This window comes from Rhodococcus sp. T9N (genome assembly GCF_024436645.1).
GTDB lineage: Bacteria > Actinomycetota > Actinomycetes > Mycobacteriales > Mycobacteriaceae > Rhodococcus_F > Rhodococcus_F qingshengii.
In genome coordinates, this window is the sequence record NZ_JAMSKS010000005.1 from 197,255 (window position 1) to 214,271 (window position 17,017).

The 17,017-nt window shown below is 62.5% G+C and carries 19 protein-coding genes; 8 read left to right on the forward strand and 11 right to left on the reverse strand.

Annotated features, from left to right (window positions below):
- Positions 1-124 precede the first annotated feature (124 nt).
- The 5 genes from M1L53_RS11355 to M1L53_RS11375 are packed head-to-tail and all read right to left on the reverse strand — an operon-like array spanning position 125 to position 3,732.
- Positions 125-1,699: a polyamine aminopropyltransferase gene (locus M1L53_RS11355; protein WP_054188398.1), complete on the reverse strand. Its 1,575-nt coding sequence runs from the start codon at positions 1,697-1,699 to the stop codon at positions 125-127.
- Complete coding sequence (locus M1L53_RS11360; RefSeq protein ID WP_042448576.1) at positions 1,699-2,202, reverse strand: DUF350 domain-containing protein; 504 nt, start codon at positions 2,200-2,202, stop codon at positions 1,699-1,701. The genes M1L53_RS11355 and M1L53_RS11360 overlap by 1 nt, the downstream gene beginning before the upstream one ends.
- Entirely contained in the window at positions 2,199-2,576 is a 378-nt protein-coding gene (locus M1L53_RS11365) for a DUF4247 domain-containing protein (RefSeq protein ID WP_042448578.1), read from the reverse strand. Before M1L53_RS11365 ends, M1L53_RS11360 begins: the two co-directional genes overlap by 4 nt.
- Before the next feature lie 26 nt (positions 2,577-2,602).
- Positions 2,603-3,103 carry a DUF2617 family protein gene (locus M1L53_RS11370; protein WP_042448582.1) on the reverse strand — a complete coding sequence of 167 codons (501 nt, stop codon included), beginning with the start codon at positions 3,101-3,103 and terminating at the stop codon, positions 2,603-2,605.
- A complete protein-coding gene (locus tag M1L53_RS11375) occupies positions 3,100-3,732 on the reverse strand; it encodes a DUF4178 domain-containing protein (RefSeq protein ID WP_050654601.1) in 633 nt (210 codons plus the stop codon). The genes M1L53_RS11370 and M1L53_RS11375 overlap by 4 nt, the downstream gene beginning before the upstream one ends.
- A 171-nt stretch (positions 3,733-3,903) precedes the next feature.
- Here M1L53_RS11375 and M1L53_RS11380 point away from each other — a divergent pair, with 171 nt between their 5' ends.
- Together M1L53_RS11380 and M1L53_RS11385 are read left to right on the forward strand one after the other, a co-directional pair.
- Complete coding sequence (locus M1L53_RS11380) at positions 3,904-5,217, forward strand: YhgE/Pip domain-containing protein (protein WP_007729572.1); 1,314 nt, start codon at positions 3,904-3,906, stop codon at positions 5,215-5,217.
- A 99-nt stretch (positions 5,218-5,316) separates the two neighbouring features.
- Positions 5,317-6,693 carry an NAD-dependent succinate-semialdehyde dehydrogenase gene (locus tag M1L53_RS11385; RefSeq protein ID WP_030537211.1) on the forward strand — a complete coding sequence of 459 codons (1,377 nt, stop codon included), beginning with the start codon at positions 5,317-5,319 and terminating at the stop codon, positions 6,691-6,693.
- Between the two features lie 118 nt (positions 6,694-6,811).
- On the opposite strand, the gene M1L53_RS11390 is transcribed toward M1L53_RS11385, so the two are convergent.
- Complete coding sequence (locus tag M1L53_RS11390) at positions 6,812-7,090, reverse strand: hypothetical protein (RefSeq protein ID WP_054188399.1); 279 nt, start codon at positions 7,088-7,090, stop codon at positions 6,812-6,814.
- Between the two features lie 49 nt (positions 7,091-7,139).
- On the opposite strand from M1L53_RS11390, the gene M1L53_RS11395 reads away from it, so the two are divergent.
- Positions 7,140-7,583 (forward strand): hypothetical protein, encoded by a 444-nt coding sequence (locus M1L53_RS11395; RefSeq protein WP_054188400.1) that lies wholly within the window; start codon positions 7,140-7,142, stop codon positions 7,581-7,583.
- A gap of 4 nt (positions 7,584-7,587) precedes the next feature.
- Here the strand turns inward: M1L53_RS11395 and M1L53_RS11400 are convergent, their stop codons facing one another.
- The gene (locus tag M1L53_RS11400; protein WP_054188401.1) at positions 7,588-8,421 is read right to left on the reverse strand and encodes an alpha/beta fold hydrolase; all 834 of its coding nucleotides are present in this window, start codon (positions 8,419-8,421) and stop codon (positions 7,588-7,590) included.
- A gap of 74 nt (positions 8,422-8,495) precedes the next feature.
- Between M1L53_RS11400 and M1L53_RS11405 the strand changes: the two genes are divergently transcribed.
- The 5 genes from M1L53_RS11405 (at position 8,496) to M1L53_RS11425 (ending at position 14,389) form a co-directional block, all read left to right on the forward strand.
- A complete protein-coding gene (locus tag M1L53_RS11405) occupies positions 8,496-8,975 on the forward strand; it encodes a MarR family winged helix-turn-helix transcriptional regulator (RefSeq protein ID WP_054188402.1) in 480 nt (159 codons plus the stop codon).
- A complete protein-coding gene (locus tag M1L53_RS11410) occupies positions 8,972-9,604 on the forward strand; it encodes an allophanate hydrolase subunit 1 (RefSeq protein ID WP_003940006.1) in 633 nt (210 codons plus the stop codon). The genes M1L53_RS11405 and M1L53_RS11410 overlap by 4 nt, the downstream gene beginning before the upstream one ends.
- On the forward strand, positions 9,601-10,464 hold the full coding sequence (locus M1L53_RS11415; protein WP_054188403.1) for a biotin-dependent carboxyltransferase family protein: 864 nt from the start codon (positions 9,601-9,603) through the stop codon (positions 10,462-10,464). The genes M1L53_RS11410 and M1L53_RS11415 overlap by 4 nt, the downstream gene beginning before the upstream one ends.
- A 46-nt stretch (positions 10,465-10,510) precedes the next feature.
- A complete protein-coding gene (locus tag M1L53_RS11420; RefSeq protein WP_054188404.1) occupies positions 10,511-12,061 on the forward strand; it encodes a bifunctional 3'-5' exonuclease/DNA polymerase in 1,551 nt (516 codons plus the stop codon).
- A gap of 102 nt (positions 12,062-12,163) precedes the next feature.
- Positions 12,164-14,389: an MMPL family transporter gene (locus M1L53_RS11425; RefSeq protein WP_054188405.1), complete on the forward strand. Its 2,226-nt coding sequence runs from the start codon at positions 12,164-12,166 to the stop codon at positions 14,387-14,389.
- A gap of 4 nt (positions 14,390-14,393) precedes the next feature.
- Here the strand turns inward: M1L53_RS11425 and M1L53_RS11430 are convergent, their stop codons facing one another.
- Genes M1L53_RS11430 through M1L53_RS11445 form a run of 4 tightly spaced genes read right to left on the reverse strand, consistent with a single transcriptional unit; the run spans position 14,394 to position 16,873 of the window.
- Positions 14,394-15,239 carry a DNA-3-methyladenine glycosylase gene (locus M1L53_RS11430; RefSeq protein WP_054188406.1) on the reverse strand — a complete coding sequence of 282 codons (846 nt, stop codon included), beginning with the start codon at positions 15,237-15,239 and terminating at the stop codon, positions 14,394-14,396.
- On the reverse strand, positions 15,236-15,835 hold the full coding sequence (locus M1L53_RS11435) for a methylated-DNA--[protein]-cysteine S-methyltransferase (protein ID WP_007729599.1): 600 nt from the start codon (positions 15,833-15,835) through the stop codon (positions 15,236-15,238). The genes M1L53_RS11430 and M1L53_RS11435 overlap by 4 nt, the downstream gene beginning before the upstream one ends.
- Positions 15,832-16,386, reverse strand: coding sequence for an RNA polymerase sigma factor (locus tag M1L53_RS11440; protein WP_080961251.1), 555 nt, complete (start codon positions 16,384-16,386; stop codon positions 15,832-15,834). The genes M1L53_RS11435 and M1L53_RS11440 overlap by 4 nt, the downstream gene beginning before the upstream one ends.
- A complete protein-coding gene (locus M1L53_RS11445; protein WP_003940613.1) occupies positions 16,373-16,873 on the reverse strand; it encodes a methylated-DNA--[protein]-cysteine S-methyltransferase in 501 nt (166 codons plus the stop codon). The genes M1L53_RS11440 and M1L53_RS11445 overlap by 14 nt, the downstream gene beginning before the upstream one ends.
- Positions 16,874-17,017: the final 144 nt, after the last annotated feature.

The window sequence follows — 17,017 nt, forward strand, 5'->3', positions numbered from 1 at the left end:
CTGCGAATGCTTCCTGCGCTTCATCGTGAGCAACCGAACTCCCGGTGCGTGCTCCTCGATCCGAACAGTCATCCGTACCTCCGTCGTGGCCGAGAGTCTCGATTCAAGCTACTCGGTCGGGAGTTCAGCGTTCGTAGCCCTTGCGCATATCGTCGACGATGCGTGGCCGGTCGAGCGTCGAGGGTTCCAACTCCCGCCTCGGGCGATCGCGAGGAAACACCGAGGCCGACGCCAGCGTCGGCTCGTCGAGGAACCGTAGTTCCGGCACATCAGCGGGCAGACGAAGGTCGGGTGGAGTGGATCCCGCTTGCGCGAGCACATATCCCCAGTCACCGAAGCTCGGCACGAAAACGTGGTAGGGCGAGACACTCAGTCCGACAGCCGATACCGTCGACACCGTTCTCCAGTACGCATCCGGTGTCGAGTACGGACTGCCGGACTGGACGACCATCAGCCCGCCCGGATTCATCGCGGCAGCGGCAAGTCCGTAGAACTCCATCGAATACAAGCGGCCGAGTGCGGGGGTGTCGGGATCTGGGAGGTCGACGATCACCGCATCGAAACCCGGTTCCGGACGCTCTCGCAGCCACCGAAACGCATCGTCGAGTACGACGTCCACCCGTGGATCCTCGAGCGCTCCCGCGTTCAGATCACGAAGACGCGTGTTGGCCAACTCGATGACTGCCGGATCGAGTTCCACTTGAACGATCTGCTCGACGCTGTTCATTCGCAGCACTTCCCGTGCAGCGAGGCCGTCACCGCCGCCCAGAATCAGCACGCGCCGGGGGTCGTTCACCAGGGCCGGATACACCAGCGACTCCGTGTACCGATGCTCGTCGACACTGGAGAACTGCAGGTCTCCGTCGAGGAACAGGCGCACGTCGTTCCCCCGCTCGGTGACGACGATTTCCTGGTACACCGATCGCTCGGCGGCCACCACGGGATCGGTGTAGAGCCGCTGCCTCGACGTGGTCTCGATGTCCGACGCTGCGATCAGCAACCATCCGATCAAACTTGCTGCCATCAGCATTGCGACGACGGCGATCGATCGTGCGCGCAGGCTGAGCTGCCACCGAAGGAGTATCAGCGCGACCACTGCCGCAGCCACGAGATTGATCATGCCGGTGAGTGCGGCACCGCGAATCATTCCCGCCCACGGCAACAGTACGAACGGCCACAGCAGACCACCGATCAATGCGCCGAGGTAGTCGGCGGCATTGAGGTTGGCCAGTACCTTTCCGGTGCTCTGTGCGTCGTTGTCGCTGCGACCGGACTGCAAGAGCGTCATCAGCAGAGGCACTTCGGCACCGACGAGGATGCCGATCAGCGCGGTCGCCGCCACCAGAACTGCTGCGCTGGAACCGAAGAACGTGAAGGTCACGTACAGCGTGACGGCACTGAATCCGCCGATCAGCCCGAGCAGTATCTCGACCGTCACGAACGAAACGGCAGCGTGTCCCAGCAGAGGTTTGGCGGCCAGCGCTCCGATACCCAGAGCCGCAACAAATCCCGCGACGATCAACGACGTCTGGGTGATGCCGCCGCCGGTCAGACTCACGCTGAGTGTCAACAGGGCCAGCTCGTAGATCAGGCCACACGCAGCGCACGCCGCAACAGCCGCAAGGAGAAGGACGCGTGCGCGCGGGCCGAGCATCGTCGAACGCTCGTCAACTGTCACATCGGGATCAGCGGCAACCATCAGGTGAGCGCTGCGGCGTTCACCAAACCGATGGACAGCAAGCTCACACCCACAGCCCACGCGGCGCCACACATCTTCGGATCCTGCACCAGCGCAACCAACTTGCCGGGAAGGAATGCGTTCATCAATCGCAGCGCGATCGCTTGCAACACGATCGCGAACAGTCCGTACACCGCGGAGTCGGCGAGTCCCTGAGCAAAGCCGTCCGAACTGGTCAGGATTGCCGTCACCACGATGATCGCCAGCGCAAGATGATTGGAGGCCAACAGAATCGCAGCGTTCGGGTTCTTGTCGACGTAAACCTGGTGGCGGAGATTTCCGGGTGTCATGAGGTCGAGGACCAGGAATCCCGTCGCCAGAACCGCTGCACCGACGACGAAGTAGGCGAGGGTGCCGAGAACGCCCCCGACGAGCAATGCCGGATCCACCGTTCCGATCTCGACGGAAGTGGATGCAAAGATGTTCGTCACGCCGTTCTCCTTCTCATTGAGCATTACCGTCATTTGGCACTACCCGAGCCGCCGCTGCCACTGCTTCCACCCGCCGGGGATCCCGGGTTGAAGCCCGGTCCCAGGTACGCGTATCCGCCGCTGCGATACGTGCCGTCGATGTCCTCTACCTTGATGGTGCTGCCACCGCCCGAAGCCGAACTGACAGTGACGATGTCGTCGTCGTAGCGCAGGTATTCGTTGCCGCCGTCAGCACTTCGGGCCGCTGGTTCGTCCGCGTCGACAATCCGTGAGACGGTCGTGCCCACTGGATCTTTCGACGAGTACAACACGACGTCGCCATCCTGGGACGTCTTGGAATAGTTGTCCGCGATGAAGTCTTTGGCTCCACCACCGCACGCCGACAACATAATTGCGGCCGCCAGCATCACCGGAGCAAACCACGTCCGCCCCCTCACGGGCGCCACCTACTGCGCGTCTTCACGATCACTCCTGTCCCCTCCCCCGGGTACAAATGCCAACTCTGCCAACTCCACCCCTGGCGGTCTCGCACGCCACACAACGCGGTCAACGCTGTGTCGTCGCCGGGAAAGGATCCGCAGATCCAACCGTCCTGGCCGGCGGACTCTCTCAACGATGCAGCTTCCGAATCGAATTCGACTCGGTCCAGGATCAGCGAGGAAGACTCGAACCGGTAGTTTTCCGTGGACTCCACTGCCGGCAAGGGTTCACCGCCGGCGGCAAGAGCATCGCACGAAACCTGCTCGGTCAGTTCCTTTCCCGACGCCCAGGCCGTCACCACGTGCGAAGCCCCGAGCACTCCGAGTGTCAGCGTCGCGTCGGAAGTTCCGATCACCAACTCGGCGAGGGTCGGTGGCGCAGGAGCTCCCAGTACCAACCCCAGTGCCGAGGCATCCACGTCGGTCGGCTCCACGTCGAGTAGATACAGGCTCATTCCGGGGGGCCCGAGTGGATGACAGTGAGTTCGCTGCGAGTGACCGCCCGTCCCGTGGAAACCTCCCACGACTGTCCGCGCGCCCACTTCTCGAATGCAATCAGGCCGGTCTTGTCTGCGGTCGCATAGTCCGCGTATTCCATCGAGCCGGAAGGGGCCGTACCCGTCGTACCCTCGGCCGTGAACTTCGCCGTTCCACTTTCGATCTTGCGGTGAACCTTGTCGTCGAGAATGACGTCGCCGTTCGGGACCAGGTTGGTTCCTTCTCGACGCATCCAGAGAGTCATCTCCAATTCGCCCTCGTCGTCCTCGACCGTCAACCAACGACGACCGGTCGAACCGTCGAGAAGGTGCTCACGCCAGATGTACCCCTCTTCGTCGAGCGTGATGGTCCCTCGAACAACATGGTCGATACCCGCGTACGTGATGATGTCGCCGACCCCGATCTTGTGGGGGTCGTACACCTCGGGATAGTCGGCGAGCGGGTCGACGCGAGCATTCGGCTTGCCCTGGCGTCCACGCAGGACCACAAACACGACGGCAGCGATCACTACGAGTATCAGGACAACTATCAGCACGTTGGTCAACGGTTTCTCCGAAATCGTCTCGGCAGGGTTGCCGCGGGCCATACCCTACCGATCCGTTCTCAGCCTTTTCGGATGAGACTGCCGGCAATCCGGCCTGTCGCCGACCGGACAGGTCTCCAGCGCCGCGGGCAGATCGAAAGACTGCCCCGGCGCACCTTTGCGTTTACGCTCAGCCCGAGGAACTCCGCGCGAACGAAAGCCGGTCGACTGACGATGAGCAAGAACACGGAGCCGTCTGCCCGCACCGTCATGCACACACCACGATTCTGGTTGACACCATTGATAGTGGTCACCCTCTTGATGTCTGCGCTGGCAGCGTTGTACATGGGCGGAATACTCGACCCCAAGAAACACCTGGACCAGTTCCCGATCGCCCTGGTCAACCAGGACGAGGGCGACACCCTCCCCGGTGGCGACCCCGCCGACCGCAAGAACTTCGGAAACGACATCGTCGCCGGCCTCGAAAGCGGAATCGACCACCAGAAGATCGACCTGCAGCAGATCGGTATCGCCGAAGCCCAATCGCGGTTGAACTCCGGCACGCTGTACGGCGCGATCGTGATTCCCAGTGATTTCACGAAGAGGACGATCATCCTGGCGGAGGCCAGCGTCGTCGCCGGTGACGTAGAGCAACCGATCATCACGATCTACACCAATCCTCGCGCCGGTTCCGTCTCGGCATCGCTGGTCCAGTCGATCGGAACCACAGCCCTCGCCTCGGTCAACAAGAACATGGGCGAGCAACTCACCGCCCTTGTCACCGCGCAGTTGGAAGCGGGAGGCACCGGAACCCAGATCTCCGGAGCGAGCCGCCTGCTGCTCGAAAACCCGGTGAACGTACTCACGGTTGCCCACGATCCGCTTCCCGACGGAACCGGATTCGGTTTGGTGGCATTCTATTTCGCGCTGCTGTTGGTCCTTGCGGGATTCACCGGAGCAACCGTGGTCAATTCCTTGGTGGACGGCATGCTCGGATACGCGCCTACCGAATTCGGTCCACTCTTCGTTCAGAACGACGTTGTGGGTATCAACAGGTTTCGAACGCTGCTCGTCAAATGGGCATTCATGATCGTGTTGTCCGGCATAGTCTCCGCGTTGTTCCAGTGGATCAGTCGCGCCCTCGGAATGCCGGTCACTCACGGGCTTGCATTGTGGGAGTACGGCGCGCTGGTCATCACAGCGGTGGGCATCACGGCGATGTCGGTGATGGCCGCGTTCGGCTCGTTGGGCATGTTGATCAACCTGTTCGTGTTCGTCATTCTCGCGCTGCCCTCGTCCGGTGGCACCATCCCCCTCGAAGCCAGCCCCAGGTTGTATGCCTGGCTGGCGCAATTCGAGCCGATGCACCAGATCTACATGGGCACGCGATCGATCCTGTTCTTCGGCGCACGCGGTGAGGCAGGCCTGCTGCATGCCGTCTGGATGACGTTGGTGGGTCTACTGATCGGCGTCGTACTCGGCATCGTGACCACCCGTTTCTACGACCGCAAGGGCTACGAGCGCACCCACCGTCCCAAGGTGGCGTGACATGGTACCCAGCCGGGATTTGATCGAAACCTGTTGAGCCGATTCAATGTGATCGCGCGTTTCGGGAATCTTCGAGCCCCTTCCGCACGTTGTACAACTATGGCTAATTACAAAACAGTCAATCCCGCGACAGGTGAAACCGTCAGGGAATTCGATACTTTGGATGACGCCGGAGTTGAAGCCGCACTTGCGAACACGCATCGCGGCTACTTGACCTGGCGCAACAGTGCGCCACAGCAGCGTGCGGCAGTCCTGAGCAAGACCGCCGAACTGTACACAGAGCGCGCAGACGAACTGGCCCGAATGATCTCCTTGGAGATGGGTAAGCCGGTCCGCGAGGCCAAGGGCGAAGTACAACTCTCGGCCGCGATCTATCAGTGGTATGCAGACCACGGTCCGGCACTGCTCGAGGAAGAACGACTCGACGTTCCCGGGGCCGAGGAGTCGGTTGTGTACCGGCGACCGATCGGCGCTCTAATCGGCGTCATGCCGTGGAACTTCCCGTACTACCAAGTCGCCCGCTTCGCGGCACCGAATCTGATGCTCGGTAACACGATCATTCTCAAGCACGCATCGAACTGTCCGCAGTCGGCGCTGCTGATGGAAGAGATTCTGCGACAAGCCGGATTGCCGGACGACGCCTACGTCAACGTCTTCGCGACCAACGAGCAGATCGCGGACATGATCGCCGATCCCCGAGTTCAAGGTGTGTCACTGACCGGCAGCGAACGCGCCGGAACCAGCGTCGCCGAAACTGCCGGACGCAATCTCAAGAAGGTCGTCCTCGAACTCGGCGGATCAGACGTGTTCATCGTCCTCGATTCCGACGACATGGATGCCACCGTCAAGTCCGCAACCAAGGCACGTCTGTCCAATGCCGGCCAGGCCTGCAACGCGGCCAAGCGTTTCATCGTCACCGAAGATTTCTACGACGACTTCACCGACAAGTTGGCGACGTCCTTCGAATCCGTCACTGCCGGTGACCCGTTGGACGAATCCACAGTCTTGGGTCCGCTCTCTTCGCAGAGCGCGGCAGACACTCTGATCGAGCAGATCGACGACGCTGTGTCCAAGGGTGCCACGCTGCTGACCGGTGGAAAGAAGATCGACGGCCCGGGCGCCTACGTTCAACCGACATTGCTCGCAGACGTGACACCGGACATGCGGGCCTACAGCGAAGAACTGTTCGGACCTGCCGGAGTCGTCTACAAGGTCAAGTCGGCCAGCGAGGCTGTGGAACTTGCCAATTCGTCGGTCTACGGCCTGAGCGGATCCGTCTGGAGCAGCGATCTCGATTCCGCCCGGTCGGTCGCTGCAGATCTCGACGTGGGAATGGCGTTCGTCAACGAGCACGGAACGACGTTGCCCGGTCTGCCCTTCGGCGGAGTCAAGCGCTCCGGAGTCGGCCGCGAGCTGGGTCCGTGGGGAATGGACGAGTTCGTCAACAAGAAGCTGCTCCGCGTCTCGAAGAAGTAGTTCGACACAGAAGTAGTTCGACACAGAAGTAGCTCGGCGCAAAGGAAGGCCCTGACCTCGATGGAGGTCGGGGCCTTTCCTCATAACCCACGGACCAGCAAGCGGGTCCGCTGCCTGGTCACTCGCTTGCCAGAGTGACACTCCCACGAGTGAGGCTCCACCCGAACCTCGTCGCGATGACAGCTGACAGCCAGCCCATCAGCGCACCCACCAGTGGAGCAGCGACGGCGGTGTAGATCGCCTCGTTGGAAACACCAACCGACACGGCGGAGTCACCGACGAAGGCGAAATCGGTTCGGGAGGCGAAGGACGCCCACTCGATCAGGCCGGAGACAACAATAATCAGGAACCCCAGCAGGAAGCCGAAGCCGGCCAGCAGAACGTGAAGTGCGCGCATCCGGTCAGTCTGCCTGTAACGCCCACCCAGATAAAACCGACCTGCTGGTATGACACTTTCACGTATCGCTCGCACTTCCGTGATCGCCGCCGCCCTCTGCGCGGGCGCAGCCATCTGTTCCGCGACGTCAGCTTCCGCGGACGTAGTCGACGTCACGATCCTTCCGGGTCTCAGCAGCGGACCGACGACGCCGTACGGAGCGGGCTGCACATATCTGGTGGTTGCCAGGACAGCAGCGTTGAACGAGCCGAACGTCTCGATTGTCGACATGAACCGGGCGTCGACCATGTTCCCGCAGGAATTGATCTGGGACACCGTCAATCCTTACTTCACCTTGCCGGTGGTGCTCGGCCACGCAGTCACGCTGTGGACTCCGACCGCACCCGGTGAGCACTCCCTGATGGCCTACCAGACGTCCGCGGGCGGGCCGGTCGCAACGGTCATGGTCAATCCGGCCACCCCGATCGGTCCGGGGTGCGTCGTCGCACCCTGATCCGCTAGCCCTCCAAGAAGTCGACGAGCACCCGGTTGATTTCATCGGCGGGAACCATCGGAATGCTGTGATGCGAAGAATCTTTCAGCACCTCGACACGCGCTGCGGGAACCCTCTCCCGCACTGACTTCGACACGGTTTCCGCATCATGCACCCGTCCGTCTTGTGCGAGGACCACCAGCAACTCGACATCCAGTGCGCTCAAGGCCTCCTTCGACGGACGTCGAGGCACTACGAGATCGGGTCGCGGTAGATCCGAAGTGCCCACTTCCACAAGAGACAGCCAGTCGGAGTCGATACTCAACTCGCCTGTCTCCCATTCCAACAGTCGCCGTCGGCGTGCTCGCGACGGGGAGAGCAACAGCGGAAGCGCACGCAGAAGGTAGCCCGCCTTCATGCCGGAGAAACTCGAATTAGGATCGAGCAGAACGAGTTTCCCGACACGATTCGGTCGATGCAGCGCAAAGGCCAACGCAATCATTGCGCCATAGGAATGTCCGATCACATCAACGGTGCCGGCCCCGGTGCAATCGACTATCGAGTCCATCCACTCGATCAGATCGTCGACGGACTTCATCGGATCACCATTCGGAACGCTCCGCCCGGCATCGCCCATGGTGTCGACAGCAAAGACACGCCGGGATTTCGACAGCGTCGCAACATTGTCGAACCACACCGTCGAAGTGGCACCTCCCCCGGACAGAAGGATCAACGGCCGCGAGTCTGCATGCCCACAGACGTTCACATGCGTGTTACCGAACCGCCCCGCGAGATCCACACCCAGCGGTTTCTGCGGCCATTTGGTCAGTACAGCGTCGTATGCGCGATTGAAGTCCATCCCCCACCCCCATTTCTCTCGATTATCGAGATAGTAGACAATCAAGAGACAACACACCAGGGCTGGAGGCATCCTTGAGCGTCGGCGATGCAGAAGACGAAGCGATGGCGATCGTCCACTCGCTTCGCGCACTTACCGTCGACTTGAACGTGGCGGTTTCCGGCTTTGCGAACAAGTACAAAATGCACTCCACCGACGTGCGCGCGTTGATCTGCCTTCTCGATGCCGAGCGCTCGGACGCACCGGCGACACCAGGCTGGCTCGGCGCACAGCTGGGTATCAACTCGGCGTCGGTGACCGCGCTCGTCGACCGGATGGTCAAAGCGGGCCACGTAGCTCGGGAGCGAGACTCAGCAGACCGCAGGCGGGTGCTCTTGCAGGTCACACCATCGGCGGTCACTCTGGGCGAGAGTTACTTCGGCCCACTCATTTCACGGGCGGTGAGCACCCTCGGCAATTTTACCGCCACAGAGCGAGCCACCATCGCGAGTTTCATCGCCGCGATGCGAGCGGACGTGGAGCGGACTCGAGTCGATAGGGAGCCCTCCCGGTGACTCGCATACTTCCCGCGGGAGAACGCGCATTGCTCGTGGACTTCGATTCCGAAGCTGGCGTTCTCGCGTTCACCGAAGCACTGACGCGTAACACCCCGGTCGGGGTCGAAGACTTCCTCCCCGCAGCTCGCACGGTCCTGGTCACGTGCACCCCGGCGGCAGATCTCACGTACGTCCGGAAGCGCTTGAACGATCTCGAGCAGACCGATTCTGCCGCGACCACAGACGAGCATTTCGAGACGGATGCACTCACCATCGCCGTCAGGTACGACGGGCCCGACCTCGACGACGTCGCACAGTCACTTGGTATGAGCCGATCCGAGGTGGTTGCGGCCCACACCGGGGCAATGTGGCGTTGCGCCTTCATCGGATTCGCACCCGGCTTCGCCTACCTGACTTCAGGCGACACTCGGCTCGACGTTCCGCGTCGAACGCAATCACGAACCGCTGTGCCTGCCGGTTCCGTCGCCCTGGCCGCTGGATACAGCGCGGTCTACCCGCGTGCATCACCGGGTGGCTGGCAGATCATCGGGAGCACCGATGCCGTGATGTGGGATCTGAACGCCACACCACCGGCCACCGTTCAGCCCGGCAGACGCGTGCGCTTCGTGAACGAGGAACAACGATGAACGGTCTGGAGATACTCGACACCGGGCCGCTGAGCCTGATCCAGGACCTCGGACGGATAGGTCATCTTCGCTCGGGTGTCGGGGTTTCCGGTGCGGCAGACAGGCGATCTCTCAGGCTTGGCAATCGGCTCGTCGGCAACAACGAGGGCGCAGCCGGTGTCGAGGTCCTCCTGGGTGGGCTGAGTCTTCGGGCGCAGCAACCGACAACGTTCGCGTTCACCGGTGCGCCTGCACAGGCCTACCGCGACGGCATTCCGGTCGGGCATTCGAGCGTGATCGATCTGCGGGCTGGGCAGACCGTCCGCCTGGACTACGCACCGAGTGGACTGCGGACGTATCTGACCGTCCGAGGCGGCATTGTGGTTCCCGAGATCCTGGGATCGCGCAGCACCGACACGATGTCCGGGATCGGTCCGGCGCCTCTCGAGCCTGGTGTTTTTCTCCCGATCGGGCCATCGCCGACCACGTTCTCAGCCGTCGACCTCGCACCGGTGCCGCCGATGGCAAACGAGACTCTCGCCATTCGAGTGGTGTTCGGTCCTCGCGCAGATCGATTCACCAACCCCGAAACACTCCTCCAGGGCCGATGGGCGATCTCGACCGACTCGGACCGAATCGGCGCACGCGTCGATCGCGTCGGCGCCGACGAACTACTTCGAAGAACAGACGACACCGAACTGCCCACCGAAGGCGTGGCACTCGGATCGATCCAGGTCCCACCCAGCGGCCAACCTGTCGTGTTCCTCGCCGATCACCCCATCACCGGCGGCTATCCGGTGGTGGGAGTGGTCGCGGACGCAGATATCGACCGACTCGGCCAAGCCCGCCCGGGTCAACACATCCGGTTCGTCAGGGCCTGAGCACGCCGAGCGATGGCGTGTCGGACCCAGCCGTCACACTGATGTCGTGCGAGTTGTCCTGGTCCCCGGTAGTACGACGTCCACGGGAGCTGTGACGGCAACTGTCCTACGGACCGATCCCGCTGGAACGCCGCTCGCCGATCCCGTCGAATACCCCGACCTGATCGCAGCGGTACGCACCATCGAGGAAGCCGAGCACCCGCGGTGGGTGTGGCCGAGTACGGCGACCGTGTACCCACCGCTACTGCGGGCAGGCGCACGGGTTCAGCGGTGCCACGACATCTCCCTGACCCGCGCGATACTCGGAATGCGCGCCGGCAAACCGTCACCGCCCGCCGAGGAGTTCGACGACGATCGACTCGGACTCTTCGACACTGCACCCGTTCTCGATCCCCTCGCCGTCGTCACCGAATTCGCCGAGCAGCGCGCAACCATCGGCGCGGACGCTCGACTGGACTTGTTGATCGCAGCAGAATCGGCCGGCGCTCTCAGCGCCGCCGAGATGACGCACACGGGCCTTCCGTTCTCGACGCAGAAGCATCGCGAACTCCTCGAAGAACGGCTGGGGCCGCGGCCGACGGGATACGACCTCCCCGCTCGTATGCAGGAACTTGCCGCACAGATCAGTGAGGTCTTCGGGCGCACCGTCAATCCTTCGTCTTCGGTGGAGATCACCGAGGCGTTCGGGCGTCAGGGCATCGAACTTCCGTCGACGCGCAAGTGGTTTCTGCAGGAGATCGATCATCCGGCTGTGCCGCTACTCCTTCGTCATCGCGAACTCGCCAAGCTGTACAGCACCAACGGGTGGCAGTGGATGGACAGTTGGGTGCGGGGAGATCGATTCCGTCCGATCTACGTTCCCGGTGGTGTCGTGTCCGGCAGGTGGGCGAGTCGAGGCGGCGGGGCCCTCCAGATTCCGAAGACAATGCGCTCGAGCGTCGTCGCCGATCCGGGCCACGTGTTCGTCGTCGCCGACGCCGGTCAGCTCGAGCCCCGAATTCTGGCCGCCATGTCCGGCGACCGCCGCATGATGGCCGCCGCCGGGGACGACGACCTGTACGCACTTGTCGGTGCCGAAGCCTTCGGCGGTGATCGCGCAAAAGCCAAGGTCGCAATCCTCGGAGTCCTGTACGGGGCGACGGCGGGTGAAGCCAAAGCACTGCTCATCTTGTTGCGGAAGCGATTCCCGGTCGCCGTCGAGTACGTCGAGCAAGCTGCCAAGGCAGGTGAGCGCGGCGAGGTGGTGAAGTCACTGCTCGGCCGGGCCTGTCCCCCACCGTCTCCCGACTTCTACTCCCACGGCGACGCTCACGCCCGCGGTCGTTTCACGCGAAACTTCGTCGTGCAGGCCACTGCGTCCGAGTGGGCGCTGTGCCTCCTGGCCGACCTCAGGCGCCGCCTCGCCGAAGACCCGGACGGCGAGTTGGTCTTCTTCCAGCACGACGAGGTAGTCGTGCATACCCGCAACCCCGAAACCGGTACCGCGCACGTGCTGGCCGCAGCTGCTTCGGCAACTCGATTGTTGTTCGGCGACACAGTCGTCCGTTTTCCCATGGACGTCGCAGCCCGCGAGACATACGGCAAAGGCACTTCGTAGCGTCGTCAATTCCACGCCAAGTGGTTCCACCGCGCCCGTATTGCGTGTTCTACTGGAAAACGTTGCTTTGTTGGTGCTGGTCGACTGCGTTCGAGGAGAACCATGACCAAGCTGGACACAACTGACGCAGAACGGAACGAGCGCGGAGCCGTGAAGCGCCTTCGCGTGCCGATCTTCACCGTGATCGCCCTTGCGATCTTCGCCTTCGTCGCAGGCGGATTCGGCGGTTCTTTCCAGGGCAAACTCGCCGAGGTTCAAAAGAACGACAACGCCTCGTACCTCCCGAGTTCCGCCGAATCGACAATCGTCAGCAACCAATCCGCGAACTTCCTCGCAGTCGAGACGATCCCTGGATTTGTTCTGTTCCATAGAGATTCGGCCCTCACCGAGGCGGACAAATCTGCAATCAACTCGGCCTACGGCGCCATTGCCGGCGTCGCCGGGGTAGACGCCGACGGTATGCAGCCCACTCAGTACTCCGCCGACGGCACAACTGCGTCGATCTTCGTGCCACTCGTCGCCAAGGACGGAGACACATCCGTGGCAGGCGATGTCCTGGCGACCACCGAGCAGAACGTCATCGACGCAGCAAAACAAGCAGCTGGTGATGTCGAGGTACTCCCAGCCGGGCCAGGTGGGCTACTCGTTGCGTTCATCGACGCCTTTGCCGGTCTGGACGGAGCGCTCCTTGGCGCGGCACTCCTGGTCGTGATCCTCATCCTGCTTGTCGTGTACCGATCGCCGGTGTTGTGGTTCTTCCCGCTGTTCTCCGCGCTCCTCGCCATCGGTTTGTCGTCGATGGTGATCTATTTTCTCGCGAAAGCCGAATTACTCACTCTGACCGGACAGTCTCAAGGCATCCTTTTCGTGTTGGTGATCGGTGCCGGTACCGACTACGCCCTACTCTTGATCTCTCGCTATCGCGAAGAATTGCACACGTATCCCAACCGCTTCGACGCGATGATCAAGGCCTGGCGCGAGTCTGCGCCGGCCATCACCGCTTCGGCTGTCACCGTCATTCTCGGTCTGCTTTGCCTGACGTTCTCTCAACTCAACTCCAACAAGAGCCTCGGACCCGTCGCCGCCATCGGGATCGCCTGCACCTATCTGGTGATGATGACGTTCATGCCGGTCGCTCTGGCCGCCACCGGACGGTGGGTCTTCTGGCCGCGCAAGCCCAAGGTCGATCACGCCGCAGACCTTACGACGCACGGGATGTGGGGCAAGATCGCCGAGGCCGTCGGCAGCAAGGACCGCCCACTGTGGATCGGCGCCACAGTGTTGTTGATCATCCTGTTCGCGGCCGGGATCGGCAGTCTCAAAACCGATGGCCTGACGTCTACCGAAAGCTTCACCAATCGTCCCGACGCCGTTGTCGGACAGGAACTCTACGACTCGAAGTTCGATCCCGGAGCCGGCGCACCGGCCGTGATCACCGCAAACGCCGACCAGGCCGACGCCGTCATCAAAGCAGCCAGCGGCGTCGAAAGTATCTCGCAGGATCCCGGCGCCGTCTGCACCCAGGTGGACGTCGCAAAGGTCAGCGATTTGATCAAGACCAACCCCGCTGCCGTCGCACAAGCCGCCGCTGCGGGTTGCGCCCCTGCGGCTTTCACCGTTGCACCGATCGACGGCCGAACCATGATCAATGCAACCCTCGCCGACTCCTACGATTCGCCGCAGGCACTCGAAACTGTCAAGCGACTGCGGACTGCCGTCCACGACGTGCCCGGCGCCGACGCGCTCGTCGGGGGCAGCACGGCCACCACCCTTGATGTCCAGGCCGCCTCGGTCCGCGACAGAAACCTGATCATCCCGATCGTGTTGGTGGTGATCTTCCTGGTTCTGGCCGCTTTGCTCCGCGCTCTGCTGATCCCGGTGATTCTCATTGTCACCGTGGTGCTTTCCTTCGCGGCGACCCTCGGTGTGAGCGGATTCTTCTTCACACACGTATTCGGGTTCGCCGGGGCGGATCAATCGTTCCCGCTGTTCGCCTTCGTCTTCCTCGTCGCACTGGGTATCGACTACAACATCTTCCTGATGACCAGAGTCCGGGAGGAGACCGGAGAATTCGGCACCCGCGCAGGTGTACTGCGCGGTCTTGCGGTGACGGGCGGTGTGATCACGTCAGCCGGAATCGTCTTGGCCGCAACATTTGCCGTACTGGGCATCCTGCCACTGGTCTTCCTCGCCGAGATCGGATTTGCCGTGGCCTTCGGCGTGCTGCTCGATACGATCATCGTGCGCAGCGTCCTGGTGCCGGCACTCTCTCACGACATCGGGAAACGTATTTGGTGGCCGTCCGAACTGGCGCGCGCGAAAGACTGACCGACTACAGAAACGCTTCCTTGGTCCACAGATGAAAGAGCGCGTAGGCTCGCCAGGGTCGCCAGCGCTCGGACAACGCTGCGGCTTCTTTGCCCGACGAAACCCCCAACGCTCGCTTCAACACCAGATCGTCGGGTACGAAGGCGTCGCGATCACCGAGAATTCGAACAGTGAGATAGTCAGCGGTCCACGGTCCGATTCCCTTTAGCGCCAACAGCTCTCGCCGAAATTGGACAGGATCCGCATTCCAGGAGAGATCGAGGCCGTTCGCTGCCGCAGTTGCCAGCGTGTGCACTGTTCTTGCGCGCGCTGTGGTCAATCCGACGGCTTTCTGTATGCCCTCCGTTGATTGCGCTGCAACCACGTCCGGATCAGGGAAGGCAAGAAAATCCCCTTGCACCGGCGCTCCGAATGCGCTGACAAAACGACCACCGAACGTCCTCGCCGCGCCGAGCGAAACCTGTTGTCCCAGAACGGTGAGCACTGCGGTCTCGAACCCGTCCACCGATCCGAGCACACGCAATCCTGGACGGGCGGCAACAAGTGGGGCCAACAACTCATCACTACCGAACGCTGCTTCGACAGCAGTGTGATCGGCGTCGAGGTCGAGCCAACGGCGCACGATCACCTCCAGCACTGCGGAATCCGCTACCGGCACATCGGAATCCACGACGACACCGTCGTCTGTCCACGACACCGACACAACTACCGGGCCGGAAGGCAACGGTATGACTCTGGTGTGAACACCGTCGTCGTGACGCTCGAGGCCTGCGACGCAGTGAGCCCGCAAGGCACCGGTGAGCGGTTCGACTGCATAGGGCGCCTGAAAGCGCAGCGTCGCTGCGCTCACCGGCCGGCTTCCAGATCCAGCAGAATCGCTTTCAGTTCGGGGCCGCCGGCGTACTGTCCGAGGCTGCCGTCGCTGCGCACCACGCGGTGACACGGGACCACCAACGGCAGCGGATTCTTTGCGCATGCGGTCCCGACGGCACGCACCGCACGCGGGCTTCCCGACGCTGCTGCGACCACCGAATAGCTTGCAGTGTGGCCGTATTCGATCTCGGGGAGATGACGCAACACTTCGCGTCGGAACCCCTTCGCGAGTTGGAAGTCCAAGCGCAGATCGAATTCTCGACGCGCACCGGCAAAGTACTCGTCCAACTCGCGAGCGACAGTGTCCAGCCTGCGCGGGTAATGAAGCACACGGGGGCTGACGGTGTCCGCCAAACGTTCCAGAACGAGGTCGTGCCCTTCGACGGCAAAGGCAACCCGCACCAGGCCGACATCGGTCGCCGCCAGGAGCAGCTTTCCGACCGGCGAATCGACGGTTCGATATGCCACGTCGATCAATTCAGCTTCGGACGCCTGAGCAGCCAGGCGCGCCCGTAGGCGGATCATGGCGTCAGCGTCAACGGCTGGAAGCGCCTCGAACACATCGTTACTCATGAGTGACTCCCTTCCGCAGCGGTAGCGGACAAGTAGGTTCTTCGTAGGGTGGCGATACCGTCCGCACCCGCGCGTCTGGCGGCTGCCGGCGTGTTGCCGAGGATGTCCGCGATCTCTGCGTACGGCAGCCCACCCAGAAAGTGATAGGCGACCGCCGCACGTTGTTTGAGTGGTAGTTGTTCGAGTGCGTCCCAGAGTTCGTGATCCCACGTGCCCGGCACGCCGATTCGCGTCGGCAACTCCGGAACGTCGTCTGTCGGCACGGCCACGCGGGCACGCACTCGGGTGATGTCGATTGCCTTGCGGTGCGCGATGGTGACCAGCCAGGCTTCGATGTTCGCGTCCGGGTTCAGATCCGGGTATGCCCGCATCGCCGCGATGAACGTCTCGGACCACGCGTCCTCGGCGTCGACGGGCCCGACCACCGCGCGGCAGACACGGAGGACCACTGCACCGTATTCGGTCACGACGTCTTCGAACGGTTTGAGTGTCACGACCGGTAGACGTTCCCGATCACCGAATTGTGAGCCGAGCGCATCAGAAGAGGACATCCGATTCGCCGCCGTGCTCGCGGTCGAGCAGGAACCGCTTACGTTCGAGGCCGCCGGCGAAACCGGTCAGACTTCCGTCGCTACCGACCACGCGATGACAGGGAACGATGATGCTGATCGGATTCTTGCCGTTTGCCGCGGCGGCAGCACGGATCGCAAGCGGGTTACCCAAAGTTTGCGCGAGCTCCATGTAGGTCCAGGTTTCGCCGTACGGGATCGTTCGCAAGGTGTCCCACACCCGCTTCTGGAACTCGGTACCCACGGGCGCCAGCGGCACGGAGAACTCCGTGCGATCACCCTCGAAGTACTCGGTGAGCTGCGATTCGACTTCACCGAAGACCGCCGAGGAACGATCACCGAACGTGGACTCGTCCGGCTTGTGGCGATGCTCCGCCATGTACAGACCGCAGAGGTCGTCACCTGCTGCTACCAGCGTCAACGCTCCGATCGGCGAGTCGATCACAGTGTGCGTACGGATAGCCGTCATGTCTCGATCCTTCCAGGTTGCGCGGTGCGGCAGGCAGCGGGTGAATTGATTGTCCGCGCCGGCACCGACACCTCGAAGACGCCGCGGGCCTCGTGAATGTGAGATTTACCTGTACTTTGACGTCACATCAGGCAGTATCGAGGG

What these genes read in the sequence shown, in the direction of transcription:
- M1L53_RS11355 (WP_054188398.1), bottom strand. Translation starts at nt 1,699, where the DNA reads ATGGTTGCCGCTGATCCCGATGTGACAGTTGACGAGCGTTCGACGATG.
- M1L53_RS11360 (WP_042448576.1), bottom strand. Translation starts at nt 2,202, where the DNA reads ATGACGGTAATGCTCAATGAGAAGGAGAACGGCGTGACGAACATCTTT.
- M1L53_RS11365 (WP_042448578.1), bottom strand. Translation starts at nt 2,576, where the DNA reads ATGCTGGCGGCCGCAATTATGTTGTCGGCGTGCGGTGGTGGAGCCAAA.
- M1L53_RS11370 (WP_042448582.1), bottom strand. Translation starts at nt 3,103, where the DNA reads ATGAGCCTGTATCTACTCGACGTGGAGCCGACCGACGTGGATGCCTCG.
- M1L53_RS11375 (WP_050654601.1), bottom strand. Translation starts at nt 3,732, where the DNA reads ATGGCCCGCGGCAACCCTGCCGAGACGATTTCGGAGAAACCGTTGACC.
- M1L53_RS11380 (WP_007729572.1), top strand. Translation starts at nt 3,904, where the DNA reads ATGAGCAAGAACACGGAGCCGTCTGCCCGCACCGTCATGCACACACCA.
- M1L53_RS11385 (WP_030537211.1), top strand. Translation starts at nt 5,317, where the DNA reads ATGGCTAATTACAAAACAGTCAATCCCGCGACAGGTGAAACCGTCAGG.
- M1L53_RS11390 (WP_054188399.1), bottom strand. Translation starts at nt 7,090, where the DNA reads ATGCGCGCACTTCACGTTCTGCTGGCCGGCTTCGGCTTCCTGCTGGGG.
- M1L53_RS11395 (WP_054188400.1), top strand. Translation starts at nt 7,140, where the DNA reads ATGACACTTTCACGTATCGCTCGCACTTCCGTGATCGCCGCCGCCCTC.
- M1L53_RS11400 (WP_054188401.1), bottom strand. Translation starts at nt 8,421, where the DNA reads ATGGACTTCAATCGCGCATACGACGCTGTACTGACCAAATGGCCGCAG.
- M1L53_RS11415 (WP_054188403.1), top strand. Translation starts at nt 9,601, where the DNA reads ATGAACGGTCTGGAGATACTCGACACCGGGCCGCTGAGCCTGATCCAG.
- M1L53_RS11425 (WP_054188405.1), top strand. Translation starts at nt 12,164, where the DNA reads ATGACCAAGCTGGACACAACTGACGCAGAACGGAACGAGCGCGGAGCC.
- M1L53_RS11435 (WP_007729599.1), bottom strand. Translation starts at nt 15,835, where the DNA reads ATGAGTAACGATGTGTTCGAGGCGCTTCCAGCCGTTGACGCTGACGCC.
- M1L53_RS11440 (WP_080961251.1), bottom strand. Translation starts at nt 16,386, where the DNA reads ATGTCCTCTTCTGATGCGCTCGGCTCACAATTCGGTGATCGGGAACGT.
- M1L53_RS11445 (WP_003940613.1), bottom strand. Translation starts at nt 16,873, where the DNA reads ATGACGGCTATCCGTACGCACACTGTGATCGACTCGCCGATCGGAGCG.